The sequence below is a fragment of the Segatella copri genome, from assembly GCF_019249655.2.
Lineage (GTDB): Bacteria > Bacteroidota > Bacteroidia > Bacteroidales > Bacteroidaceae > Prevotella.
Genome location: NZ_CP137557.1, coordinates 3,976,451 through 4,002,328, shown reverse-complemented (window position 1 = coordinate 4,002,328; position 25,878 = coordinate 3,976,451). Strand labels below are relative to the sequence as shown.

Genomic DNA, 25,878 nt, shown 5'->3' with positions numbered 1-25,878 from the left:
GCCTCCAATTAATAAATATAGCAAAGAACCTCGCCACCGATCTTAAGATCAGAAGCCTCTTTGTCTGTCATTACACCTTTGGATGTAGATAAGATTGCGATACCTAATCCGTTAATAACTCTTGGCATGTCCTTGTAACCAGTGTACTTACGCAAACCTGGAGTAGACACGCGCTTCAAACACTTGATAGCGTTTTGCTTTGTAGTTGGGTTGTACTTCAAGGCAACCTTGATTGAGCCCTGAGGACCATCCTCTACAAACTTGTAGTTGAGGATGTAACCTTTCTCGAAGAGGATCTTAGTAATCTCTTTCTTCAAGTTAGACGCAGGAACTTCAACAACACGGTGATGAGCCATGATTGCGTTTCTGAGTCTTGTCAGATAATCTGCTATTGGATCTGTCATAATATAAATGTTTAATTAATCGGGACTACCCCGACAATATTAAATAAAAAAATTCTTTTGCCTGTAAGGATTACCAGCTTGCCTTCTTTACACCTGGAATCAAACCTGCAGAAGCCATCTCACGGAACTGGATACGAGAAAGACCGAACTGGCGGATATAACCCTTTGGACGACCAGTGATCTTGCAACGGTTGTGAAGACGGATAGGGTTTGCATTCTTAGGGATAGCCTGAAGCTTACGAGCTGCCTCGTATGCTTCGGCTGGATCATTAGAAGTTGCAATAATCTTTTTCAGAGCTTCGCGCTTTTCAGCGTAACGAGCTACAAGCTTTGCACGCTTAATCTCGCGAGCTTTCATTGATTCTTTTGCCATATCTCTTAATCTTTATTTGCGTTCTTGAATGGAAGACCAAATGCCTTCAAAAGAGCAAAACCTTCCTCGTCTGTCTTAGCAGTTGTAACGAAGGTGATGTTCATACCCTGGATGCGATCGATCTCATCGATGTTGATCTCAGGGAAGATAATCTGCTCAGTGATACCCAATGTATAGTTACCACGGCCATCAAACTTGCTCTCAATACCCTTGAAGTCGCGGATACGAGGAAGAGAAACACGAACGAGCTTCTCCAAGAACTCATACATACGCTCACGACGCAATGTTACCATAACACCGATAGGCATCTTCTTACGAAGCTTGAAGTTTGCAATATCCTTCTTAGAATATGTAGCAACAGCCTTCTGACCGGTGATAGCAGTAATCTCATTGATAGCTACGTCAACAATCTTCTTGTCCTGTGTAGCATCACCGAGACCCTGGTTGATAACAATCTTCTTCAACACAGGAATTTCCATTGCTGAAGAATAGTTGAACTGCTTCTGCAAAGAAGGAGCGATAGTCTCCTTATATACTTTCTTTAACTGTGCTGTATCCATTACTTGATTTCCTCCCCTGACTTTTTAGCGATGCGAACAACGTTTTTACCCTCATGCTTGATAGCAACGCGAGTAGCCTTGCCACTCTTAGGATCGATCAAACTCAAATTTGAGATATGAATAGGAGCCTCCTGCTTAACAATACCTCCCTGAGGATTCTTTGCAGATGGCTTAGTGCTCTTAGATACCATGTGCACACCCTCAACGATGGCACGGTTCTCGTCAACGAGGACCTTGAGCACCTTACCTGTCTTGCCCTTATCAGCACCGGCAATAACGATAACGGTATCGTCTTTCTTAATATGTAACTTACTCATTACTTTATACTTTTAAAAATATTAAAGAACCTCAGGTGCCAAAGAAACGACTTTCATATTAACTGCACGAAGCTCACGAGCAACAGGGCCGAAGATACGGCTACCACGAAGCTCACCTGCATTGTTGAGCAATACACAAGCGTTATCATCGAAACGGATATATGAACCGTCTGGACGACGAATTTCCTTCTTTGTGCGAACAATCAAAGCCTTTGATACTGCACCTTTCTTCAAATCACTTGATGGGATAACGTTCTTGACAGCAACGACAATCACGTCACCAACACTAGCGTAACGACGGCCTGTACCACCGAGAACTCGAATGCAAAGAGCCTCGCGAGCACCGCTGTTGTCACATACTGTAAGTCTTGATTCTGCCTGTATCATAATTACTTAGCTTTTTCTACAATTTGTACTAATCTCCATCTCTTAGTCTTAGACAGAGGACGAGTCTCCATGATCATAACTGTATCACCTACGTTAGCCTCATTGTTCTCGTCATGTGCATGGTACTTCTTTGTCTTCTGGACAAACTTACCATAAATAGGGTGCATCTCCTTGAACTTAGCTGCAATAACAATGGTTTTATCCATCTTGTTGCTGATAACAACACCCTGTCTTACTTTTCTTAAATTTCTTGTTTCCATCTGGACCATTATTATTTGTTAAGTTCTCTCTGACGAAGTTCAGTTTTCATACGTGCGATATCACGACGAGCAACCTTAATCTCTGATGGATTCTCAAGTGGAGTTACATTGTGGTTGATCTTCTTCTTGTTCAAAGCGTCAACAGCTGCCTCCAACTTCTCAACCAATTCCTTGGTCTCGATATTTTTAATTTCTGCAATCTTCATAATTAAGCGTTTTTATCGTAATCACGTCTAACAATAAACTTAGTCTTCACAGGAAGTTTCTGAGCGCAAAGACGGAGTCCCTCCTTTGCGATGTCGAAACTAACACCCTCTACTTCAAAGAGAATGCGACCTGGTGTAACAGGTGCAACCCATCCTGCTGGATCACCCTTACCTTTACCCATTCGGACATCGGCTGGCTTACGAGTGATTGGCTTATCAGGGAAAATGCGGATCCAGACCTGACCCTGACGATTCATGTAGCGGTTCAATGCCACACGAGCTGCCTCGATCTGACGGCTATCGATCCACTTTGACTCAAGAGTCTTGATGCCGAAAGAACCGAATGCCAATTGTGTACCTCTATGAGCGTTGCCTTTGTTGCCACGACCATCTTGAGGTCTTCTATATTTTACTCTTTTTGGCTGTAACATGATAGCTTTCTAAAATTTAACGGTTATTGTTTCTTTTACGATTACCACCACGGTTGTTAGAGCGACCGTTACCACGGTTGTTGTTGCTCTTGTTATCCTGAGAGAAGTTTGGAGTAAGATCAGCCTTACCATAAACCTCACCACGACAAATCCAAACCTTGATACCAAGCAAACCTACCTTAGTAAGTGCCTCGCACTGGCAGTAGTCGATGTCTGCACGGAAAGTGTGAAGAGGAGTACGACCCTCCTTGTACATTTCCTTACGTGCCATTTCAGCACCGTTCAGACGACCTGTAATCTGAATCTTGATACCCTCAGCACCAGCACGCATAGTGTTAGCAACTGCCATCTTGATAGCGCGACGATAAGCAATCATGTGCTCAATCTGGCTCGCGATGTTCTTACCTACGATGGTAGCATCAAGCTCAGGCTTCTTAACCTCGAAGATGTTGATCTGAATATCTTTCTTATAAAGCTTCTTCAACTCTTCCTTCAACTTATCTACATCCTGACCACCTTTACCAATGACAATACCTGGACGGGCTGTGCAAATAGTAATGGTAACAAGCTTCAATGTACGTTCGATAACGATACGAGAAACGCTTGCCTTAGCAAGGCGCTCGTTAAGATACTTACGGATTTTCTGATCCTCAACGAGGTTGTCACCGAAGTTCTTACCACCGAACCAATTTGAATCCCAACCACGGATAACACCAAGTCGGTTACTAATCGGATTAACTTTCTGTCCCATTCTACTTAATTATTTTTCGTCATTAGTTTTTGCATCAACAAAGAGAGTTACATGGTTAGAACGCTTACGGATTCTATAACCACGACCCTGTGGTGCAGGTCTCATACGTTTCATTGTAACGCCTTCGTCAACGAAGACCTTACTGATATAAAGCTCACCGTCTTCAGCCTTGCGATTATTCTTTGCCTCCCAGTTAGCGATAGCTGAACGAAGTAATTTCTCAACGTCAGCAGATGCCTGCTTCTTAGAGAAGCGAAGTACTCCGAGTGCACGGTTAACCTCCATACCACGAATCATGTCTACTACATAGCGCATCTTACGTGGAGAAGAAGGAACGCCTACCAACTTAGCGAAGTACAAGTTTTTACGGGCTTCTTTCAATTTCTCAGCCGCAATATGTTTTCTTGCTCCCATTATTTACTTAAATTTTTAAATGGTTTAACCCTTAGCTTACTTTCTGTTACCAGAGTGACCGCCAAAGCGACGTGTTGGAGCGAACTCTCCAAGCTTGTGGCCAACCATATTCTCTGTAACATAAACAGGGATAAATTTGTTACCGTTATGAACTGCAACAGTATGTCCTACGAAATCAGGAGATATCATTGAAGCTCTAGCCCATGTCTTAACAACATTCTTCTTGCCACTCTCGTTCATAGCGAGAATCTTCTTCTCGAGAGAAACGTTGATGTATGGACCTTTTTTAAGTGAACGACTCATAATTTACTCTTTATTTTTTGTTAGCTCTTTCGATAATATACTTGTTAGAAAGCTTCTTAGGTGCGCGAGTCTTAAGACCCTTAGCGTACAAGCCCTTACGTGAACGTGGGTGACCACCACTCTGGCGACCTTCACCACCACCCATTGGGTGATCAACAGGGTTCATAACAACACCACGGTTGTGTGGACGACGACCCAACCAGCGTGAGCGACCAGCCTTACCAGACTGCTCAAGAGCGTGGTCAGAGTTACCAACACTACCAACTGTAGCCTTACAAGCACTCAAAATCTGGCGTGTTTCACCAGAAGGGAGCTTAATTACACAATAACTGCCCTCACGAGAAGTCAACTGAGCAAAATTACCAGCCGAACGAACCAACAAGGCACCCTGACCAGGACGCAACTCAATGTTGTGGATCACTGTACCAACAGGGATGTTTGCCAAAGGAAGACAGTTACCAATCTCAGGAGCAGCTTCTGCACCTGACATCAAAGTAGCGCCTACCTCAAGTCCGTTAGGAGCAATAATGTAACGTTTTTCACCATCAGCGTAGTAAAGCAATGCGATACGAGCCGAACGATTTGGATCGTACTCGATTGTCTTAACAACTGCTGGAACACCATCTTTCTCACGTTTGAAGTCGATTAAACGATACTTCTGCTTGTGACCACCGCCAATGTAGCGAACGGTCATCTTACCGGTGTTGTTTCGACCGCCGGTAGAACGTTTACCGTAAACGAGAGACTTCTCTGGCACGGATGCAGTAATATCCTCGAACGTGCCAATAACCTTGTGTCTTTGACCCGGAGTAACCGGTTTTAATTTACGTACTGCCATTTTTTATTTTAAATATTGCTGTAAAAATCAATTGTATCGCCCTCCTTAAGAGTAACGATTGCCTTCTTGAACGCATTCTTCTGACCCTTAACAAGACCTGCCTTAGTGTAACGGGCAGAGCGCTTGCCAGCGTAGCGAATTGTGTTCACGTCAACTACTGTAACATTATACAGACTCTCAACTTCCTTCTTAATCTCGAGCTTATTAGCCTCAGGACGAACAACGAAGCCATAGCGGTTAGGCTGCTTGTCTGTAATCTTGGTCATCTTCTCAGTAACCAATGGTTTGATAATAAATGCCATATTCTAATATCTCCTTTTTACTTTGTTAAGATCTGGTCGATAGTCTCCAGCGACTTTTCAGTAATCACTACTACATCAGCGTTCAAAACTTTGTACGAATTGACGTTAGATGCGAGGATAACCTCAGCGCGCTGTAAGTTACGTGCAGACAAATATACGTTTTTATTTGATTCTGGCAAAACGAAGAGCACTTTTTTGCCCTCAATTTTAAGATTCTTAAGAACACTTAAGAATTCTTTAGTCTTAGGAGCCTCAAAAGTGAAATCTTCCAACATCACGATAGAGTTCTCCTGAGCCTTGTAAGACAATGCTGACTTACGAGCAAGAATCTTTACTTTCTTGTTGAGCTTAAAGCGGTAATCACGTGGCTTAGGACCAAATACGCGAGCACCACCTACGAGTACAGGTGAGTTAATATCACCACGACGAGCACCGCCGCCACCCTTCTGACGACCAAGCTTACGAGTAGAACCGCTCATCTCGCTTCTCTCCTTAGACTTAGCTGTACCCTGACGCTGGTTAGCGAGATACTGCTTTACGTCGAGGTAGAGAACGTGATCGTTAGGCTCAATGCCGAAGACTGCATCATTAAGAGCTACCTTGCGGCCGGTCTCCTGACCTTTGATATCTAATACGCTAACTTCCATTATTTCTCAATTAAAACAGTTGAACCTTTGCATCCAGCGAAAGAACCCTTAACGATAAGGAGATTCTGCTCTGGAATTACCTTTAACACCTGAAGGTTCTGAGTAGTAACTCTGTCACCTCCCATTTGGCCGCCCATGCGCATACCCTTGAATACCTTAGCAGGGTAAGAACATGCACCAATAGATCCCGGCTTGCGAGCGCGGTCATCCTGACCGTGAGTAGACTGACCTACACCACCGAATCCGTGACGCTTTACAACGCCCTGGAAGCCTTTACCCTTTGATGTACCAATTACGTCAACGAACTTGCAGCCGTTGAAGATTTCAACTGTAATGGTGTCACCGAGGTTGTACTCCTCATCAAACTTGAACTCGGCCAAGTGCTTCTTAGGTGTTGTGCCTGCCTTCTTGAAGATTCCCATCATAGGCTGAGAAGTACGCTTCTCCTTAGCCTCACCGAAACCTAACTGATAAGCCTTGTAACCATCCTTCTCTACGGTCTTAACCTGGGTTACAACACAAGGACCTACTTCGATAACAGTGCACGGAATATTCTTACCGTCGGCACTGAAAACGGATGTCATTCCGATTTTCTTTCCAATTAATCCTGGCATTTCAATTTAATTTTTAATAATTAGACTTTGATTTCTACTTCTACACCACTTGGCAATTCAAGCTTCATCAAGGCATCAACTGTCTTAGCTGTTGAGCTGTAGATGTCGATGAGACGCTTGAAATCTGAGAGCTGGAACTGCTCGCGAGACTTCTTGTTAACGAAAGTACTGCGGTTTACAGTAAAAATACGCTTGTGTGTTGGCAATGGAATAGGACCGCTAACGATAGCGCCTGTTGCCTTAACAGCCTTCACAATCTTCTCAGCTGACTTGTCAACCAACTGGTGGTCGTAAGACTTCAGCTTAATTCTGATTTTCTGACTCATTTTTAAAATTAAGTTATTAATATTATGAATTATTTTAGTCTAATGGAAGAAGAGGTACGCTGCTTAAGAGTCATTCGCTAAGCAGCGCCTCATCTTACCGTTATTTCTTTTTATTAAAGGAGTTCTGCGTGACCCTTAACCTCCTCCAACACTGCCTTAGCGATTGTTGAAGAGAGAGGTGCATGGTGATCATACTCCATAGAGCTTGTTGCACGACCAGAAGTGATAGTACGCAAAGCTGTTACATAACCGAACATCTCAGCCAATGGAACCATAGCCTTTACGATGCGAGCACCGCTACGGCCTTCCTCCATACCCTGAACGAGACCACGGCGCTTGTTCAAGTCACCGATTACATCACCCATGTTCTCTTCTGGAGTAACAACCTCTACCTTCATGATAGGCTCCATCAAAACAGGACCTGCCTTAGGGCAAAGTACCTTGAATGCCTGATGTGCTACCAACTCGAATGACAACTGGTCAGAGTCAACTGGGTGGAAGCTACCATCGGTCAAAGTTACCTTCAAACCTGTCATTGGGAAGCCACCGAGTACACCATTTGACAAGCAATCAGCGAAGCCCTTCTGTACAGATGGGATGAATTCTTTAGGAACGTTACCACCCTTAACCTCGTTGATGAACTGCAAGTCGCCCTCCTTGTAATCCTCGTCCTTAGGACCGATGGTTACGTCGATACAAGCGAACTTACCACGACCACCAGACTGCTTCTTGTAAGTCTCACGGCTCTGAGCTGTCTTAGTGATAGCCTCCTTGTAGTTAACCTGAGGCTTACCCTGGTTACACTCAACCTTGAACTCACGCTTCAAACGGTCGATGATGATATCCAAGTGGAGCTCACCCATACCAGAGATGATAGTCTGACCGCTCTGCTCGTCTGTACGAACTGTGAAGGTTGGGTCCTCCTCAGCCAACTTAGCGAGACCGTTATCCATCTTAGCGATGTCAGCCTGGCTCTTTGGCTCAACTGCGATAGAGATCACAGTATCAGGGAATGTCATAGACTCCAATACGATTGGGTGATCCTCATCACAGAGTGTATCACCTGTACGGATATCCTTGAAACCTACACCTGCACCGATATCACCAGCATCGATAGACTCCATTGGAATCTCCTGCTTTGAGTTCATCTGGAACAGACGGCTGATACGCTCGCGCTTACCGGAACGTGGGTTGTAAACGTAAGAACCAGCAACAACCTTACCTGAGTAAACACGGAAGAATACCAAGCGGCCCATGAATGGGTCTGTAGCAATCTTAAATGCGAGAGCAGATGTTGGCTCATCCTCAGATGGCTTGCGATCCTCTTCCTCCTCAGTATCAGGGTTAGTACCGATGATATTTGGAGTATCCATTGGTGAAGGCAAGAATGCGCATACATAGTCGAGCAATGGCTGAACACCCTTGTTCTTGTATGAAGAACCGAGCAACATTGGGCAGCACTCCATAGCGCAGCAACCCTTGCGGATAGCAGCGAGGAGCTTCTCCTCAGGAATATCCTTACCATCGAGATAGAGCTCCATCACCTCGTCATCGAAGTTAGCAGCACCCTCAAGAAGCTTATCACGCCACTCAGCAGCCTCATCAGCCAAGTCAGCAGGAATTTCCTCTACGTCATACTCAGCACCCATAGTCTCATCGTGCCAGAGAATAGCCTTCATCTTGATCAGGTCAACTACACCCTTGAAGTTCTCCTCTGCACCAATAGGAATCTGAATAGCAATAGGATTAGCACCCAAGATATCCTTCATCTGCTGAACTGTCTCAAAGAAGTTAGCACCTGAACGGTCCATCTTGTTTACATAACCGATACGAGGTACATTGTACTTGTCAGCCTGGCGCCATACTGTCTCTGACTGTGGCTGTACACCATCAGCTGCAGAATATGTAGCAACAGCACCATCGAGTACACGGAGTGAACGCTCAACCTCAGCAGTGAAGTCAACGTGTCCCGGAGTATCGATCAAGTTAATCTTATAAGACTTACCGAGATAGTTCCAGTTACAAGTTGTAGCTGCAGAAGTAATAGTAATACCACGCTCCTGCTCCTGGGCCATCCAGTCCATTGTAGCAGCACCATCGTGTACCTCACCAATCTTATGAGTCTTACCTGTGTAGAACAAGATACGCTCAGATGTTGTTGTCTTACCGGCATCGATGTGCGCCATGATACCGATGTTACGTGTCAAATGTAAATCGCGATTTGCCATTTTTCTTTTAAACCTATTTATATATTAAATTAGAATCTGAAGTGAGCAAATGCACGGTTAGCCTCAGCCATACGATGCATATCCTCCTTGCGCTTGAAAGCGCCACCCTGATTGTTATAAGCATCCATAATCTCAGCAGCGAGCTTATCTGCCATAGTCTTACCACCACGCTTACGAGCGAAGATAATAAGATTCTTCATAGAGATACTCTCCTTACGATCAGGACGAATTTCTGTAGGAACCTGGAAAGTAGCACCACCGATACGGCGGCTCTTAACCTCAACCTGTGGAGTAATATTATCGAGAGCCTGCTTCCAAATCTCAAGTGCAGACTTCTCCTCGTTAGCCATCTTAGCCTTTACGGTATCGAGTGCATTGTAGAAAATCTCATAAGATGTATTCTTCTTACCGTCATACATCAAATGATTTACGAATTTAGAGACCTTCTGGTCGTTGAAGACTGGATCTGGAAGGATCACTCTCTTCTTTGGTTTTGCTTTTCTCATTTTTAATTGAAAAATTTAAATTCTGCATGGGGCTGTATATCGTTCTTCAACACTCGCACCCGAGTATTTACTCAACCTGTTACTTCTCCAGCAAAACGTTTAAAAAATAATCTTTTTACCTAGAACTCCCGACCTTCTCCGACCGTGAGTTTTTGGATTTTAATTTTTGTCCGGATTGAAGAATTACTTCTTAGCCTTTGGACGCTTAGCACCGTACTTAGAACGACGCTGTGTACGGTTTGCAACACCTGCAGTATCAAGAGTACCACGAACGATGTGATAACGTACACCAGGAAGGTCCTTAACACGACCACCACGAACCAATACGATTGAGTGCTCCTGCAAGTTGTGACCCTCTCCTGGGATGTAAGAGTTAACCTCCTTAGAGTTTGTCAAACGAACACGGGCAACCTTACGCATTGCCGAATTAGGCTTCTTAGGAGTTGTTGTGTAAACACGGACACAAACACCACGACGCTGTGGACATGAATCCAAAGCTGGTGACTTGCTCTTGTCTACCAAAACTCGTCTGCCTTTTCTTACTAACTGTGAAATAGTAGGCATAATTTTACTTTTTAATTTATTATTTTGTTTTTATTATTGTCTTATTTCCGTATAAGCCACCACATTATGGGGCTTTCGGGGTGCAAAGTTACGATTTTTTCGGCAAACTACCTAATAATAAAAGTAACTTTTGAAAAAGGAAGGCAAGTTTTAACGTTATATAACTATTAAAAACAAATATTATAAAGAAAAAGCAGTATTCAGCGGAAAATTTAGTCTTAGTACGTATGCTCTGTCAATTAAGCCTCTCCTTTTGGAGTACCGAATGGAGCGATGGTACGCTCTTGCTCATCGGCAATCTTAATCTTACCAAAAGTCTGCTCGTAATTGTAGATATTACCCTGCAATGCCTGAAGCAGACGCTTAGCATGTTCTGGTGCCATGATAACACGGCTCTTAATCTGTGGCTGTGGCATTCCTGGGAGTGCACATGCAAAATCCAAAATGAAATCAGAACTTGAGTGAGTAATCAAAGCCAAATTTGAATAGGTGCCTTCTGCAACCTCTGGCTTGATGCCCATCTGAAACTGACTCTGCTCTTGATTATTCTTATTTTCTTCCATAATTATATTAAGTTAATAGGGTTAAACTTCTTTTGATGATGCAAATTTACACATAAAATCTGAAAAAAACAAATATTTTTATACTTATTTTTAAATCAGCACTCAAAAAAGACAAAGAACAGCCTACAAAGCAAAGAGCCATAGATGAATCATCACCTATGGCTCTATACCTTATTATATATACTCTATATGGTTTTAATCAACGATTGGTGAATCACCATAGTCGAGTACTGTCTTTCTATTAGCCTGCATGCGCTCGTATTCTTCCTTAGAGCCTACAATCAGCTTATCCCACTGACGAAGACCTGTACCTGCAGGAATCAAGTGACCGCAGATTACATTCTCCTTCATTCCCTCAAGGTAATCTACCTTACCACGGATGGCAGCCTCATTCAAGACCTTAGTGGTCTCCTGGAAGGAAGCAGCACTCATGAAGCTCTTAGTACCAAGAGCAGCACGGGTAATACCCTGAAGAATCTGAGTTGATGTTGCAGCTACGGCATCACGAACCTGAACAAGTTTCTTATCACGACGCTTCAAAGCAGAATTCTCATCACGCAACTTGCGGGCTGTGATAATCTGACCTGGCTTGAGTTCTGTACTGTCACCAGCGTTGGTAACAACCTTCTTACCCCAGATACGGTCATTCTCCTCTGCGAAGTCGAGCTTGTCAACCAACTCCTGCTCCAGGAATGTAGTATCACCTGGATCGTCGATACGAACCTTACGCATCATCTGACGAACAACCACCTCGAAGTGCTTATCGTTGATAGCCACACCCTGGAGACGGTAAACGTCCTGAATCTGGTTAACGATGTACTCCTGAACTGCGGTAGGACCCATGATAGCGAGGATATCGCCTGGAGTTACGCTACCATCAGAAAGAGGTGTACCAGCACGAACGGCATCATGCTCCTGTACCAGAATCTGCTTAGAGAGTGATACGAGATACTTCTTCTGGTCGCCAGTCTTTGAGGTAACGATGATTTCACGGTTACCACGCTTTACCTTACCCATGGATACCTCACCATCGATTTCTGATACGACAGCTGGGTTAGATGGGTTACGAGCCTCAAGAAGCTCGGTTACACGTGGAAGACCACCGGTGATATCACCTGCACCACCTACGGCACGAGGAATCTTAACAAGCACCTCACCTGTCTTGATAGTCTGACCATCCTCAACAACAAGGTGACCACCTACAGGGAAGTTGTAAGTACCAATTACCTCACCATGAGCATCGATTACATCACAAGATGGAACCATTGCCTTGTTCTTTGAATCAGTGATGATCTTCTCCTCCAAACCTGTAGTCTCATCGACCTCGGCACGGTAAGTCTGATCCTTCTGAACATCATTGAACTTCAATGTACCAGCATACTGGCTGACGATAACGGCGTTGAATGGGTCCCAACGGGCAATCACAGTATCCTTCTCTACTACTTCACCCTCCTTGTGATACAAAGAAGAACCATAAGGAACATTCAATGTTGCAAGGATGATATTGGTATTAGGATCAACGAAACGGATTTCAGCCAAGTGGCTTACAACCTTCTCGCACTTGATATCGTTGCCTTCCTCGTCTTCCTCTACGAATGGAACAGTGCTCAACTCATCAAACTCGATACGAGACTTATTCTTCGCTGCAATCTTAGCATTGGCAGCAGCGTTAGATGCAATACCACCGGCGTGGAATGTACGGAGAGTAAGCTGAGTACCAGGCTCACCAATAGCCTGAGCAGCGATGACACCCACAGCCTCACCAAGCTGAACCATACGGGCTGTAGCCAGGTTACGACCGTAACACTTCATGCAGACACCCTTCTTGCTCTCGCAGGTAAGTACTGAGCGGATTTCTACGCTCTCGATAGGTGACTCGTCAATCATCTTAGCCTTAGCCTCTGTGATTTCCTCACCCGACTTAACAATCAGTTCACCAGTAGTTGGGTGAATGATGTCATGTACAGAAACACGACCCAGGATACGCTCATAGAGAGAAGAGATGATCTCATCACCATTCTTCAAAGCCGTGCAAACCAAGCCACGCAATGTACCACAGTCTGGCTCAGTAATAATCACGTCATGTGATACGTCTACAAGACGACGGGTCAAGTAACCGGCATCGGCAGTCTTCATCGCGGTATCAGCAAGACCCTTACGGGCACCGTGAGATGCAATAAAGTACTCCAATACAGACATACCCTCCTTAAAGTTAGAAAGGATAGGGTTTTCAATAATCTGCGCACCCTCGGCACCAGCCTTCTGAGGCTTAGCCATCAAACCACGCATACCAGACAACTGCTTAATCTGATCCTTAGAACCACGGGCTCCGGAATCAAGCATCATGTAAACGGCATTGAAACCCTGGTCAGCCTCGGTCATCTCCTTCATCAAGATGTTACCCAAGTCGGTGTTCACGTGAGTCCACGCATCAATCACCTGGTTGTAACGCTCCTTGTTGGTGATGAAACCCATATTGTAGTTATTGGTGATTTCCTCAACCTCCTTGCGGCCACGCTCTACGATAGTCTCCTTCTCTGGTGGGATGATGATATCACCAAGGTTAAATGACAAACCTGCCACGTAAGCCATGCGGTAACCCAAGTTCTTGATACCATCGAGGAACTCACATGCCTCAGCCATACCTACAGCCTTGATAACATTTGAAATCAAACCGCGGAGAGTCTTCTTAGAGATGACATCATTAAAGAAGCCCACCTCATCAGGGATGATACCATTTACGATAACACGACCTACAGAAGTCTCGATCATACGCTTCTGAATCTTACCATCAACCAAGTCATCAACGATAACCTTTACCAGAGCGTGAAGGTCACAACGACCCTCATTACGGGCAATCAAAGCCTCCTCAGGTCCATAGAATGTCAATCCCTCGCCCTTAGCACCTGGGCGAATCTTGGTAATATAGTAGAGACCAAGCACCATATCCTGAGAAGGAACGGTGATAGGCGCACCATTAGCAGGGTTCAGAATGTTGTGACTCTGGAGCATCAAGATCTGAGTCTCCAAAATAGCCTCATTGCTCAATGGAAGGTGAACAGCCATCTGGTCACCATCGAAGTCGGCGTTGAACGCTGTACATGCCAATGGGTGCAACTGGATAGCCTTACCCTCAATCATCTTAGGCTGGAAAGCCTGGATACCGAGACGGTGAAGTGTAGGGGCACGGTTCAACATAACCGGATGACCCTTCATTACATTCTCCAGGATATCCCAGATAACAGGCTCACGGCGATCCACAATCTTCTTGGCACTCTTCACAGTCTTTACGATACCACGCTCAATCAACTTGCGGATGATAAATGGTTTGTAAAGCTCTGCAGCCATCAACTTAGGGAGACCGCACTCACCCATCTTCAACTCAGGACCAACGACGATAACCGAACGAGCAGAATAGTCAACACGCTTACCCAAGAGGTTCTGACGGAAGCGACCCTGCTTACCCTTCAAAGAGTCAGAGAGTGACTTCAATGGACGATTGCTCTCACTCTTCACAGCAGAGCTCTTACGAGAGTTGTCGAACAAACTGTCAACAGCCTCCTGCAACATACGCTTCTCGTTACGGAGAATAACTTCAGGAGCCTTAATCTCAACCAATCTCTTCAAACGATTGTTACGGATAATAACACGACGATAGAGATCGTTCAAGTCGGATGTTGCAAAGCGACCACCATCCAGTGGTACCAAAGGGCGGAGCTCAGGTGGAGTAACTGGGATAATCTTCATCACCATCCACTCAGGCTTGTTGATGCCCTTGCTGGCACGGAAGCCCTCTACTACGTTCAAGCGCTTCAAAGCCTCAGTCTTACGCTGCTGGCTAGAATCGTTATTAGCACGGTCGCGGAGCTCGTAAGACAATGAATCGAGGTCTACATTCTGCAACAACTGATAGATTGCCTCAGCACCCATCTTGGCAATGAACTTGTTTGGATCAGAATCATCCAAGTTCTCGTTGTCACCATTTGGGTCATACTTGTCGAGGATGTCCATGTATTCATCCTCTGACAAGAGATCAAGCTTGGCAGAACCAAGCAAAGGAAGACCGTCGGCATCTACCTTACCCTCGAGAATACCTGGCTGAATCACTACATACTTCTCGTAGTAGATAACAGCATCAAGCTTCTTGGTTGGCATACCCAAAAGGTAACCAATCTTATTTGGCAGAGAACGGAAATACCAGATATGAGCTACAGGAACAACGAGTTCGATATGACCAGAACGCTCACGACGAACCTTCTTCTCAGTAACCTCAACACCGCATCGGTCACAAACGATTCCCTTATAACGGATGCGCTTGTACTTTCCGCAGGCGCACTCGTAGTCCTTGGTAGGACCAAAAATGCGCTCGCAGAACAAACCGTCACGTTCCGGCTTATATGTACGATAATTAATGGTTTCAGGCTTAGTAACCTCACCATACGAATTTTCCAGGATCTCCTCTGGCGAAGCGAGACCGATGGTAATCTTCGTAAAATTATTCTTTACCTTTGTATCTTTTTTGAAAGCCATGTTTCTTTATCTTAATTAGGGGTTCTCAAAATTAATCAAGTTTGATGCTCAAGCCAAGGCCGCGAAGCTCGTGGAGCAATACGTTGAGTGACTCTGGAATGCCAGGTGTTGGCATTGGGTCGCCCTTAACAATTGCCTCGTATGCCTTGCTACGTCCTACAACATCATCCGACTTAATGGTCAGAATCTCCTGCAATACGTGGCTAGCACCGAATGCCTCGATGGCCCAAACCTCCATCTCTCCGAATCGCTGACCACCAAACTGTGCCTTACCACCAAGTGGCTGCTGGGTAATCAGAGAGTAAGGACCGATAGAACGTGCGTGCATCTTATCCTCAACCATGTGACCCAACTTCAAGAAGTAGGTCATACCTACGGTAGCTGGCTGGTCAAACTGCTCACCTGTCTCACCATCATAAAGGTAAGTAGAACAGAAGCGTGGCAAGCCTGCCTTATCTGTCCATTCAGAGAGGTCTTCCAACTTAGCACCATCAAAGATAGGAGTAGCGAACTTAACGCCCAACTTCTTACCTGCAGCACCGAGAATACACTCGAAGATCTGTCCAAGGTTCATTCGAGAAGGCACACCCAATGGGTTCAATACCATATCTACAGGGCGACCATCAGCCATAAACGGCATATCCTCAAGACGTACCACCTTAGAAACGATACCCTTGTTACCGTGACGACCGGCAAGCTTATCACCTACCTGGATCTTACGCTTCTTCGCGATGTATACCTTAGCCATCTGGAGAATACCAGAAGGAAGCTCGTCACCGATAGTAATAGCAAACTTACGACGCTTCAACTCTGCATCAAGCTGCTTGTACTTGCGGATATAGTTCATGATCAGACGCTGAATCAAAGTATTTGTATGATCATCATCTGTCCAACCATTAGACTGAACACCATCGTACTCCAAGTTCTTCAAAGCTGCTGCTGTGAATGTGCTACCCTTAGTGATGATTTCAACACCTGAGTAATCCTTCACACCCTGAGAAGTCTTGTCTTCCGTCAGAGTGAGCAACTTATCAACCAGGATATCCTTCAAGTCATCACCCTTAGCCTCATACTCCTCATCAATCTTGGCAAGGATAATCTTATCCTGCTTCTTAGACTCACGAGTCTTAACGGCACGAGAGAACAGCTTCTTGTCGATGACAACACCACTCAATGATGGATTAGCCTTCAAGGAAGAATCCTTCACATCACCAGCCTTATCACCGAAGATGGCACGAAGCAACTTCTCTTCTGGAGAAGGATCACTCTCGCCTTTAGGAGAAATCTTACCGATCATGATGTCGCCTGGCTCAATACGCGCACCAACACGTACGATACCGTTATCGTCGAGATCCTTTGTTGCTTCCTCACTTACATTAGGAATATCAGAAGTGAACTCCTCTACACCACGCTTTGTCTCACGTACATCGAGAGAATACTCATCCACGTGAACAGAGGTCAAAACGTCATCACGAACCATACGCTCAGAGATAACGACAGCATCCTCATAGTTGTAACCCTTCCAAGGAATGTAAGCAACCAGCAAGTTTCTACCCAAAGCCAGCTCACCGTTCTCGGTAGCATAACCCTCTGTCAGGATATCACCAGCCTTAACGCGCTGACCCTTGTTACAGATAGGACGCAAGTCGATGGTCATATTCTGGTTGGTACGACGGAACTTAGGAATGCGATACTCCTTCAAGGCAGGCTCGAAGCTGACGAACTCATCATCCTCTGTGCGATCATAAAGGATACGGATGGTTGTTGCGTCAACATACTCGATAACACCCTCGCCTTCTGCGGTAATCATTGTACGTGAATCCTCACATACCTGCTTCTCAAGACCGGTACCTACGATAGGTGCATCATTGTGAAGCAATGGCACTGCCTGGCGCATCATGTTACATCCCATCAACGCACGGTGACCATCATCGTGCTCCAAGAATGGAATCAGACCGGCAGAAACAGATGCAATCTGCTGTGGAGAAACATCCACATAGTCAACGTCTGATGGTGGAACCACTGGATAATCAGCATCCTGACGGCACTTAACCACGTCACGGATGAAGGCACCATCCTCTGTCAAAGGCGCATTACCCTGACCGATGATCTTAGCTTCCTCATCCTCAGCTGTCAGATAAACAACATCCTCGTTGTCCATATCTACAGTGCTGTCATTTACCTTACGGTAAGGGGTAACGATGAAACCGAGGTCGTTGATCTTTGCATACATACAGAGTGAAGAAATCAAACCGATGTTAGGACCTTCAGGACTCTCGATAGGACAAAGACGACCATAGTGGGTATAGTGAACGTCACGAACCTCGAAACCTGCACGCTCACGAGACAGACCACCAGGACCAAGGGCAGAAAGACGACGCTTGTGAGTTACCTCAGCCAATGGGTTTGTCTGGTCCATGAACTGTGACAATGGGTTTGTACCAAAGAAAGAGTTGATAACGCTAGAGATAGTCTTGGCATTGATCAAGTCTGTTGGAGTAAACACCTCATTGTCGCGTACATTCATACGCTCACGGATGGTACGGCTCATACGTGCCAAACCAATAGAGAACTGGTTAGCCAACTGCTCACCTACGGTGCGTACACGACGGTTAGACAAGTGGTCGATATCGTCGACAGTAGCACTTGAATTGATGAGCTGAATCAAATATTTGATAATCTCGATGATATCGTCCTTCGTCAATACGCGGACATCCATATCGGTATCGAGACCTAATTTCTTATTAATACGGTAGCGACCTACCTCACCCAAATCGTAACGCTTGTCAGAGAAGAAGAGGTTCTGGAAAACTTCGCGTGCACTGGCATCATCGGCAGGATCAGCATTACGCAACTGACGATAGATGTAAGTAACAGCCTCCTTCTCAGAGTTACTTGGGTCTTTAGACAAAGTATTGAAGATGATAGTGAACTTGCTGGCAGCCTCTTCGTCCTTATGCAGGAGCACGGTAGTAGCACCACTCTCAACAATCTCCTCAATATTATCGGCAGTAAGCTCAGTCTCACGCTCCATGATTACCTCGTTACGCTCGATAGATACAACTTCACCAGTATCCTCATCAACGAAGTCCTCATTCCAGCTCTTCAAGACACGAGCAGCCAATTTACGACCGATGGCAGCCTTCATATTCTTCTTGTTCACCTTCACCTCTTCAGCGAGGTCAAAGATCTGGAGAATATCCTTATCCTGCTCATAACCGATGGCACGGAGCAAGGTAGTAACAGGCAACTTCTTCTTACGGTCGATGTAAGCATACATCACATTATTGATGTCAGTAGCAAACTCAATCCAGCTACCCTTGAATGGGATGATACGTGCTGAATAGAGCACAGTACCATTCGCATGCACACCCTGACCAAAGAACACGCCAGGAGAACGGTGCAACTGAGAAACGACAACGCGCTCAGCACCATTGATTACGAATGTACCATTGGCGGTCATATAAGGGATTGTACCCAAGAAAACATCCTGGATGAAAGTACCGAAATCCTCGTGATCAGGATCCGTACAATACAGCTTCATCTTAGCCTTCAAAGGTACGCTATATGTAAGACCACGCTCCAGGCACTCATCGATGGTGTAGCGAGGAGGGTCAATATAGTAATCCAAGAACTCAAGAACGAAATTGTTACGTGTATCGGTGATAGGGAAGTTCTCAGAGAACACCTTATACAAACCGTCATTCTTGCGTTCCTCAGGCGGAGTATCCAACTGTAAGAAGTCCTTAAAAGACTTTAACTGCACATCGAGGAAATCCGGATATGGGTACGGATTATGAACGCTGGCAAAATTTACTCTGTTATCAACAATTTTTGTAGCCATTAGAAGTTATTAAATGGGGTTTTATTAACATGATAATAAAAGACACAAAAAGGTTAGGACTCGCCTACCAGGAGAATCCTAACCATTATGTAAGAGATGTAATTAATCTAATTACTTGAGCTCTACCTTAGCACCAGCCTCTTCGATAGCCTTCTTAAGGTTCTCTGCCTCGTCCTTAGATACACCCTCCTTGATTGTAGAAGGAGCACCGTCTACGAGATCCTTAGCCTCTTTCAAACCGAGACCGCAAGCCTCCTTAACAGCCTTAACAACCTGGAGCTTAGCGCCACCAACCTCAGCGAGGACTACGTCGAAAGAAGACTTCTCCTCAGCTGCAGCTGCACCACCAGCAGCAGGACCAGCAGCTACAGCTACAGCTGCAGCAGCAGGCTCAATACCATACTCGTCCTTGAGGACTGTTGCCAACTCATTAACTTCCTTAACAGTAAGATTTACTAACTCTTCTGCAATAGCTTTGATATCTGCCATTTTATTCTAAATTTTTATTTTGTTTATACTATTAAATTTGATAACATTGTGATTGATTACTCAGGACGCTCGCCCAATGTCTTAAGCACACCGTGAATAGTGTTGCTTCCTGATTGAAGAGCAGAAATAACGTTCTTTGCTGGAGACTGGAGCAAAGCAACAACCTCTGCGAGAACCTCGTTTTTGCTCTTGATTGCTGAAAGTTCTGCGAGCTTGTCTGCGCCAACATAGAAACCTTCCTCTGCATAAGCAGCCTTCAATGCTGGAACGCCGTCCTTCTCGTACTCTTTCAACAACTTAGCTGGTACGTTAGCTACGTTAGTGAACATAACTGCTGTAGTACCCTTCAAGCTGCCATAAAGCTCAGAGAAATCGATGTCTGAAGCCTCGAATGCCTTGTGAAGCAAGGTATTCTTAACAACAACCATCTTAATCTCACTCTTGAAACACTTGCGACGAAGATTACTTGTCTTCTCTGCATCCAATCCTGTAACGTCTACAAGATAGAAATGAGGGAACTCCTGAAGCTTCTGTCCAAGTTCGGTGATGATAGTATCTTTAACTTCTTTCTTCATTTTACAAAACTTTTAGAGTTATTCAACTGATTTAGGATCAATCTTGATACCCTTACTCATAGTGCTTGAAATAAAGATACTCTTGATATATGTACCTTTAGCAGCAGCAGGCTTCAACTTGATAACAGTATTGATGAACTCCTTAGCATTTCCGTAGATCTGCTCAGCTGTCATGCTAACCTTACCGATTGAAGTGTGGATAATACCAGCCTTATCAACCTTAAAGTCAATCTTACCTTGCTTAACTTCCTTAACTGCCTTAGCAACATCCATAGTTACAGTGCCACTCTTAGGGTTAGGCATCAATCCACGAGGACCGAGAACACGACCCAAAGGACCAATCTTACCCATGCAAGATGGCATTGTGATGATGACATCAATATCTGTCCAACCACCCTTAATCTTCTCAACATACTCGTCGAGACCTACGTAGTCAGCGCCTGCTTCCTTAGCAGCAGCTTCCTGATCAGGAGTACAGAGTGCGAGCACGCGAGTAACCTTACCGGTACCGTTTGGCAATGAAACAACGCCACGAACCATCTGGTTAGCCTTACGTGGGTCAACACCTAAGCGTACATCAATATCAAGAGAAGCATCAAACTTGGTAGTGGTAATTTCCTTTACCAACTCTGAAGCCTCCTTCAATGTGTATGCCTTCCCTGCTTCAACCTTATCAGCTACTGATTTTTGATTTTTTGTCAGTTTACTCATTTTTCTAATTGAAGTTTTAAATTATTTACCAGGGAAGTCTCCCTTTACAGTAATACCCATACTTCTTGCAGTACCAGCGATGAGCTTCATAGCTGACTCTACAGTAAAGCAGTTCAAGTCCTTCATCTTGTCCTCAGCGATTACCTTTACCTGATCCCAAGTAAGGGTAGCAACCTTCTGACGGTTAGGCTGAGCAGAACCTGACTTGATCTTAGCAGCCTCTTTCAACTGTACTGCAGCAGGAGGAGTCTTGATTACGAAATCGAACGACTTGTCAGTGTAGTATGTAATAACAACTGGCAATACCTTACCTGCCTTGTCCTGGGTACGGGCGTTGAACTCCTTGCAGAATCCCATGATATTAATACCTTTAGAACCCAGAGCAGGTCCTACTGGAGGTGAAGGATTTGCAGCGCCACCTTTAATCTGTAATTTGATTAATCCAGCAACTTCTTTAGCCATTTTTTTGTTAATATTTAAAATTGAAACTTATAAAAGGACTTCAAGTTCTCGTAACAGAACCCTATTCCTTTTCTACTTGCATAAAACCTAATTCCAATGGAGTTTTACGTCCAAAGATCTTAACCGTAACTTTCAGCTTGCGCTTCTCCAAGTTAACCTCTTCGATAACGCCGCTAAAGCCACTGAATGGACCTTCCATCACCTTGACTGTATCATTAACCAAGTATGGACAATCAAGATTCTCCTCAAACTCAGTCTCTTCTACAGAACCCAACATGCGATTAATATCGCGCTGTGGTACAGGAGTCGGTTCATCCAATCCTCCAAGGAAACCCAAAACATTTGGCATGAAGCGCAAAGTATGCGCCACATCACCCTTCAGTCTTGCCTCTACAAAAACGTAACCAGGAAGAGAGACCTTTTCCTTAACGACCCTCTTACCATTACGTACAGATGCATGCTTCTCGAGTGGAATTAACACCTGAGAAACATTTGCTGCAAGTAAATCATTGTGCTTCATTTCAGCCTCGATGTATTCTTTCACCTTGGCTTCCTTGCCACTAGCGGCCTTGAGCACATACCATTTATTTCCTGTGTCTGCCATTTCCTTAAAAAATTAACCTGGATAAACTACACCCATAAAGGCTTTGAATACAGAATCCATCGCGAACACAACTAATGCAATGACTAGGGAAGCAGATAATACAACCATTGCACTATGAGTTAGTTCGGCACGTGATGGCCAAGTAGTCTTATGCGCAAGTTCATCGTAACATGCCTTGCAATAACTTACTATTTTATTCATATTATCTTCTATTTAGCACGGGTTGAAGGGCTCGAACCCTCGACACCTGGTTTTGGAGACCAGTGCTCTACCAACTGAGCTAAACCCGTAAGTTGACTTCCGCCTCCGCAGAAGCGGAAGTCATTATATAGTAAATCTAGAAAATTCTAAATTACTTGATATCGTCAAGGATTGATGTAATCTGACCAGAACCTACTGTACGACCACCCTCACGGATAGCGAAACGGAGACCCTCGTTCAAAGCAACCTTGTAGATCAACTCTACCTCAATCTCTACGTTATCACCAGGCATTACCATCTCAACTCCCTCTGGAAGCTTGATCTCACCTGTACAGTCCATAGTACGGAGATAGAACTGAGGACGATACTTGTTACCGAATGGTGTATGACGACCACCCTCTTCCTTCTTCAATACGTAGATAGAAGCCTTGAAGTGATCGTGAGGAGTAATAGCACCTGGGTGTACAACTACCATACCACGCTTAACCTCTGCCTTATCAATACCACGGAGAAGCAAACCTACGTTATCACCTGCCTCACCCTCAGCGAGTACCTTGCGGAACATCTCAACACCAGTGATGACAGACTTCTTATCCTCACCAAGACCGAGCAACTGAACCTCGTCACCTACCTTACAACGACCAGTCTCGATACGACCAGTAGCAACAGTACCACGACCTGTGATTGAGAATACATCCTCGATAGGCATCAAGAATGGCTTGTCAACCTCACGCTCAGGCTCCTGGATCCACTCGTCAACAACGTCCATCAAATTCTCAACAGACTTAACCCACTTCTCAACGCCGTTCAAAGCACCGAGAGCAGAACCGCGTACGATTGGAGTATCCTCCTCATAACCGTACTGCTCGAGGATCTCATGAAGCTCCATCTCAACGAGCTCAAGCATCTCCTCATCGTCAACCATATCGCACTTGTTCAAGAAAACAACCAAGCGAGGAACGTTTACCTGACGTGCAAGAAGTACGTGCTCACGTGTCTGTGGCATAGGACCATCAGTAGCAGCACAAACCAAGATAGCACCATCCATCTGAGCAGCACCAGTAACCATGTTCTTTACATAGTCAGCGTGTCCAGGACAGTCAACGTGTGCATAGTGACGCTTTGCTGTCTCATACTCGATGTGAGCAGAGTTGATAGTGATACCACGCTCTTTCTCCTCAGGAGCATTATCAATCTGATCGAATGACTTAACTGCCTCAGATGTACCGAGCTTCTCATTCAATACCTTAGAGATAGCTGCAGTAAGAGTAGTCTTACCATGGTCAACATGACCAATTGTACCAATGTTTACATGCGGTTTGGTACGCACGAATTCTTCTTTAGCCATAGCTTTTTCTTTTTATTTATATAAATGAATAATCAATTAATTAATATATTGTTTTTAATCTTTTCTACCCATCCTTTCGGATTTGAGTAGAGCTGTAACTGAGAGTTGAACTCAGGACCTCTTCCTTACCAAGGAAGTGCTCTACCACTGAGCTATTACAGCATTTAAAACATTGAGCGGAAAACGGGGCTCAAACCCGCGACCCCCAGCTTGGAAGGCTAGTGCTCTATCAACTGAGCTATTTCCGCTTATCAAGGAAGTGGGTGGTGATGGATTCGAACCACCGAAGGCATAGCCAGCAGATTTACAGTCTGCCCCATTTGGCCACTCTGGTAACCACCCTACTTTCTTTTCCTTTGAGCCTCTTGTCGGATTCGAACCAACGACCCCGAGATTACAAATCACGTGCTCTGGCCAACTGAGCTAAAGAGGCAATCTTCACAGCCGCATTACGGCTAAGTTTTCGACCTATCGGAAAACGGCTGCAAAGATACTACATTTTTTTGAATCCACCAAATTTTTCGGCGATTTTTTTATCTATTTCTTGATTTTTCTTTAAATTTGGTCAATTGAACCTTCATTGAGTCCACTGCCTGGTCAATTCCCTCCTCAAAAGTATCACATGTCTTCTCAACGAACAATGTCGTTCCTGGGACCGTAACTTCCAAGTGAACTTCCTTATTAAGAGCAGTAGCTGGCTTAACGACCTTCAGTTGCACCTCTACTTTCTGTATATCTTCATAAGTTTTTTCTAACTTGGCGACTTTCTTCTCGATAAACGCCTGTAACTTCTCGGTAGCGTCGAAATGAATCGACTGAATCTTAATTTCCATAGTGACCTCCAATTTTTAAAAGGTTACGCCCTTGGATGGGCTTCATTATACACTCGTTTTAATTGCTCGAACGTTGTATGCGTGTAGATCTCGGTTGTAGAGATGCTCGCATGCCCAAGCAGCTTTTTCAGATTTTCAATACCTACATGGTGATTCAGCATTGCCGTAGCAAATGAATGCCTCAGCACATGCGGGCTTTTCTTCTTCAACGAGCAGACCCTTGAAAGGTTACTCCTCACGATATCTTGAACCTTCGACGGACTCATGCGAGTTCCCTTATCAGAAACTACGAGTGCAGGAGTCTTCACTTCCACGCTTGCATCACGTAGCCGTCTAAACTCAAGAAGAGTATTTTTAAGCTCGTCGCCGAATGGCACTATACGTTGTTTGTTTCCCTTACCGGTAATCTTGATTTCCGACGTAACGAAGTTCACATCTTTATCATCCAGATTAACCAGTTCTGATAATCGCATCCCGGTTTCATAAAACAATATTATAATAGTACGCGCACGTACATTATTATAATCATCGCCCCATGCCTGCCTGTCGAGGAGTTCATCCATCTCGCTTTCCTTAACGAACTGCGGAAGTGGCTTTTCCTTCTTAGGTCCCTTGATGCTATACACTGGGTCTGACTCAACATAGCGTCTTGCCAGAGCAAACCGATAGAAAGTTTTCAGAGCACTGAGTCGTCTACTGACCGTGGCTGCTGAATTTCCCTTATCCATCATGCTTTCCATCCAATCCCGAACCATGTCGGAATCAACGGTCTCCCAGGAGAACGAATCAGACAAGTCTTTGGCAAACTTCTCGAAGTGTTTTAAATCATCCCGATAGCTTTCCACCGTCTGTTGCGACCTATTCAGTTCGCTACTCAAGTAATCCAAAAACTTGTCTACATTCAACATACTAGTTGCACTTATTTCTTTTCGGCAACGAAAGTACGAAAATTATTTGAAACTACCAAATTTTTTGAGGTTTTTTTAATATTATTCCTCAAAAAAGAGGAAAATTACTCCTCGTTAGCGCGCAACTGCTGTACGTAGATGGCGTGTTCCATCTTGAGACGCTTCAAAACAGATGGCTTGTCGTACTGCTGACGAGCACGCAACTCCTTAACAACACCTGTCTTTTCAAACTTTCTCTTAAACTTCTTGAGAGCTCTCTCGATGTTCTCACCGTCCTTAACTGGTACAATAATCATTTTTTTGCTTTTTAATTTATTATGTTAAACTTATGTTATTTCTAGCGAAAAGGGCATACTGCCACAATTTGCGGGTGCAAAAT

Annotated in this window: 32 protein-coding genes and 5 tRNA genes; all 37 read right to left on the bottom strand. The window is 44.6% G+C overall.

The genetic code is table 11. From position 1 onward, the window contains the following. Positions 1-8: 8 nt before the first annotated feature. A complete protein-coding gene (gene rpsH / locus KUA49_RS16235) occupies positions 9-404 on the bottom strand; it encodes a 30S ribosomal protein S8 (RefSeq protein WP_006848822.1) in 396 nt (131 codons plus the stop codon). A 70-nt stretch (positions 405-474) separates the two neighbouring features. Next, on the bottom strand, positions 475-777 hold the full coding sequence (gene rpsN / locus KUA49_RS16230; RefSeq protein ID WP_089543921.1) for a 30S ribosomal protein S14: 303 nt from the start codon (positions 775-777) through the stop codon (positions 475-477). A gap of 5 nt (positions 778-782) precedes the next feature. Next, positions 783-1,337, bottom strand: a complete 555-nt coding sequence (rplE, locus tag KUA49_RS16225) for a 50S ribosomal protein L5 (protein WP_203041080.1) — start codon at positions 1,335-1,337, stop codon at positions 783-785. Continuing rightward, a complete protein-coding gene (rplX, locus tag KUA49_RS16220) occupies positions 1,337-1,654 on the bottom strand; it encodes a 50S ribosomal protein L24 (RefSeq protein ID WP_203041079.1) in 318 nt (105 codons plus the stop codon). Before rplX ends, rplE begins: the two co-directional genes overlap by 1 nt. Positions 1,655-1,675: 21 nt before the next feature. Beyond that, complete coding sequence (gene rplN / locus KUA49_RS16215; RefSeq protein ID WP_217763089.1) at positions 1,676-2,041, bottom strand: 50S ribosomal protein L14; 366 nt, start codon at positions 2,039-2,041, stop codon at positions 1,676-1,678. A 2-nt stretch (positions 2,042-2,043) separates the two neighbouring features. Next, complete coding sequence (rpsQ, locus tag KUA49_RS16210; protein ID WP_006848827.1) at positions 2,044-2,310, bottom strand: 30S ribosomal protein S17; 267 nt, start codon at positions 2,308-2,310, stop codon at positions 2,044-2,046. 2 nt (positions 2,311-2,312) lie between these two features. Next, positions 2,313-2,507: a 50S ribosomal protein L29 gene (rpmC, locus tag KUA49_RS16205; RefSeq protein WP_006848828.1), complete on the bottom strand. Its 195-nt coding sequence runs from the start codon at positions 2,505-2,507 to the stop codon at positions 2,313-2,315. Positions 2,508-2,509: 2 nt separating this feature from the next. Continuing rightward, positions 2,510-2,938, bottom strand: coding sequence for a 50S ribosomal protein L16 (gene rplP / locus KUA49_RS16200; protein WP_006848829.1), 429 nt, complete (start codon positions 2,936-2,938; stop codon positions 2,510-2,512). Positions 2,939-2,954: 16 nt separating this feature from the next. Further along, positions 2,955-3,689, bottom strand: a complete 735-nt coding sequence (gene rpsC / locus KUA49_RS16195; protein WP_203041078.1) for a 30S ribosomal protein S3 — start codon at positions 3,687-3,689, stop codon at positions 2,955-2,957. Between the two features lie 9 nt (positions 3,690-3,698). Beyond that, positions 3,699-4,103, bottom strand: a complete 405-nt coding sequence (gene rplV, locus KUA49_RS16190; RefSeq protein WP_006848831.1) for a 50S ribosomal protein L22 — start codon at positions 4,101-4,103, stop codon at positions 3,699-3,701. A 36-nt stretch (positions 4,104-4,139) separates the two neighbouring features. Further along, complete coding sequence (rpsS, locus tag KUA49_RS16185) at positions 4,140-4,406, bottom strand: 30S ribosomal protein S19 (RefSeq protein WP_006848832.1); 267 nt, start codon at positions 4,404-4,406, stop codon at positions 4,140-4,142. A gap of 10 nt (positions 4,407-4,416) precedes the next feature. After that, positions 4,417-5,244 carry a 50S ribosomal protein L2 gene (gene rplB, locus KUA49_RS16180; RefSeq protein ID WP_022122147.1) on the bottom strand — a complete coding sequence of 276 codons (828 nt, stop codon included), beginning with the start codon at positions 5,242-5,244 and terminating at the stop codon, positions 4,417-4,419. 8 nt (positions 5,245-5,252) lie between these two features. Beyond that, complete coding sequence (gene rplW, locus KUA49_RS16175; RefSeq protein ID WP_006848834.1) at positions 5,253-5,546, bottom strand: 50S ribosomal protein L23; 294 nt, start codon at positions 5,544-5,546, stop codon at positions 5,253-5,255. Between the two features lie 17 nt (positions 5,547-5,563). Continuing rightward, a complete protein-coding gene (gene rplD / locus KUA49_RS16170; protein WP_203041077.1) occupies positions 5,564-6,193 on the bottom strand; it encodes a 50S ribosomal protein L4 in 630 nt (209 codons plus the stop codon). After that, positions 6,193-6,807: a 50S ribosomal protein L3 gene (gene rplC / locus KUA49_RS16165; protein ID WP_153125299.1), complete on the bottom strand. Its 615-nt coding sequence runs from the start codon at positions 6,805-6,807 to the stop codon at positions 6,193-6,195. Before rplC ends, rplD begins: the two co-directional genes overlap by 1 nt. Positions 6,808-6,827: 20 nt before the next feature. After that, positions 6,828-7,133, bottom strand: coding sequence for a 30S ribosomal protein S10 (gene rpsJ, locus KUA49_RS16160; protein WP_006283658.1), 306 nt, complete (start codon positions 7,131-7,133; stop codon positions 6,828-6,830). A gap of 113 nt (positions 7,134-7,246) precedes the next feature. Further along, on the bottom strand, positions 7,247-9,361 hold the full coding sequence (fusA, locus tag KUA49_RS16155; protein ID WP_218411754.1) for an elongation factor G: 2,115 nt from the start codon (positions 9,359-9,361) through the stop codon (positions 7,247-7,249). A gap of 29 nt (positions 9,362-9,390) precedes the next feature. Further along, positions 9,391-9,867: a 30S ribosomal protein S7 gene (gene rpsG, locus KUA49_RS16150; protein ID WP_022110377.1), complete on the bottom strand. Its 477-nt coding sequence runs from the start codon at positions 9,865-9,867 to the stop codon at positions 9,391-9,393. A gap of 183 nt (positions 9,868-10,050) precedes the next feature. Beyond that, positions 10,051-10,431: a 30S ribosomal protein S12 gene (gene rpsL, locus KUA49_RS16145; protein ID WP_006848839.1), complete on the bottom strand. Its 381-nt coding sequence runs from the start codon at positions 10,429-10,431 to the stop codon at positions 10,051-10,053. Between the two features lie 239 nt (positions 10,432-10,670). After that, positions 10,671-10,994, bottom strand: a complete 324-nt coding sequence (locus KUA49_RS16140; protein ID WP_203041075.1) for a DUF3467 domain-containing protein — start codon at positions 10,992-10,994, stop codon at positions 10,671-10,673. A 195-nt stretch (positions 10,995-11,189) separates the two neighbouring features. Beyond that, a complete protein-coding gene (gene rpoC / locus KUA49_RS16135) occupies positions 11,190-15,524 on the bottom strand; it encodes a DNA-directed RNA polymerase subunit beta' (RefSeq protein WP_218411753.1) in 4,335 nt (1,444 codons plus the stop codon). A 31-nt stretch (positions 15,525-15,555) separates the two neighbouring features. Continuing rightward, a complete protein-coding gene (gene rpoB / locus KUA49_RS16130; RefSeq protein WP_218411752.1) occupies positions 15,556-19,368 on the bottom strand; it encodes a DNA-directed RNA polymerase subunit beta in 3,813 nt (1,270 codons plus the stop codon). Positions 19,369-19,479: 111 nt separating this feature from the next. Next, positions 19,480-19,857, bottom strand: coding sequence for a 50S ribosomal protein L7/L12 (gene rplL / locus KUA49_RS16125; RefSeq protein WP_089543935.1), 378 nt, complete (start codon positions 19,855-19,857; stop codon positions 19,480-19,482). A gap of 56 nt (positions 19,858-19,913) precedes the next feature. Beyond that, positions 19,914-20,432 carry a 50S ribosomal protein L10 gene (gene rplJ / locus KUA49_RS16120; RefSeq protein WP_203041072.1) on the bottom strand — a complete coding sequence of 173 codons (519 nt, stop codon included), beginning with the start codon at positions 20,430-20,432 and terminating at the stop codon, positions 19,914-19,916. Between the two features lie 18 nt (positions 20,433-20,450). Continuing rightward, positions 20,451-21,143, bottom strand: coding sequence for a 50S ribosomal protein L1 (rplA, locus tag KUA49_RS16115; protein WP_203041071.1), 693 nt, complete (start codon positions 21,141-21,143; stop codon positions 20,451-20,453). Positions 21,144-21,164: 21 nt separating this feature from the next. After that, a complete protein-coding gene (rplK, locus tag KUA49_RS16110; RefSeq protein WP_118311603.1) occupies positions 21,165-21,605 on the bottom strand; it encodes a 50S ribosomal protein L11 in 441 nt (146 codons plus the stop codon). A gap of 61 nt (positions 21,606-21,666) precedes the next feature. Then, the gene (gene nusG / locus KUA49_RS16105) at positions 21,667-22,209 is read right to left on the bottom strand and encodes a transcription termination/antitermination protein NusG (protein ID WP_203041070.1); all 543 of its coding nucleotides are present in this window, start codon (positions 22,207-22,209) and stop codon (positions 21,667-21,669) included. 12 nt (positions 22,210-22,221) lie between these two features. Continuing rightward, positions 22,222-22,410 (bottom strand): preprotein translocase subunit SecE, encoded by a 189-nt coding sequence (gene secE / locus KUA49_RS16100; protein ID WP_089543940.1) that lies wholly within the window; start codon positions 22,408-22,410, stop codon positions 22,222-22,224. A 16-nt stretch (positions 22,411-22,426) separates the two neighbouring features. Continuing rightward, positions 22,427-22,499 (bottom strand) — tRNA-Trp (locus tag KUA49_RS16095). Positions 22,500-22,561: 62 nt separating this feature from the next. Then, positions 22,562-23,758, bottom strand: a complete 1,197-nt coding sequence (gene tuf, locus KUA49_RS16090; RefSeq protein ID WP_118311606.1) for an elongation factor Tu — start codon at positions 23,756-23,758, stop codon at positions 22,562-22,564. Between the two features lie 90 nt (positions 23,759-23,848). Next, a tRNA-Thr gene (locus KUA49_RS16085) sits at positions 23,849-23,920 on the bottom strand. Between the two features lie 13 nt (positions 23,921-23,933). Continuing rightward, a tRNA-Gly gene (locus KUA49_RS16080) sits at positions 23,934-24,006 on the bottom strand. A gap of 12 nt (positions 24,007-24,018) precedes the next feature. Next, positions 24,019-24,100, bottom strand: a tRNA-Tyr gene (locus KUA49_RS16075). Between the two features lie 17 nt (positions 24,101-24,117). Further along, positions 24,118-24,191, bottom strand: a tRNA-Thr gene (locus KUA49_RS16070). A gap of 100 nt (positions 24,192-24,291) precedes the next feature. Further along, positions 24,292-24,591 (bottom strand): ribosome hibernation-promoting factor, HPF/YfiA family, encoded by a 300-nt coding sequence (gene hpf / locus KUA49_RS16065; protein ID WP_203041069.1) that lies wholly within the window; start codon positions 24,589-24,591, stop codon positions 24,292-24,294. Positions 24,592-24,614: 23 nt separating this feature from the next. Beyond that, positions 24,615-25,499 carry a tyrosine-type recombinase/integrase gene (locus tag KUA49_RS16060; protein WP_218411751.1) on the bottom strand — a complete coding sequence of 295 codons (885 nt, stop codon included), beginning with the start codon at positions 25,497-25,499 and terminating at the stop codon, positions 24,615-24,617. A gap of 104 nt (positions 25,500-25,603) precedes the next feature. Next, the gene (rpsU, locus tag KUA49_RS16055; protein ID WP_006848852.1) at positions 25,604-25,795 is read right to left on the bottom strand and encodes a 30S ribosomal protein S21; all 192 of its coding nucleotides are present in this window, start codon (positions 25,793-25,795) and stop codon (positions 25,604-25,606) included. Positions 25,796-25,878 lie beyond the last annotated feature (83 nt).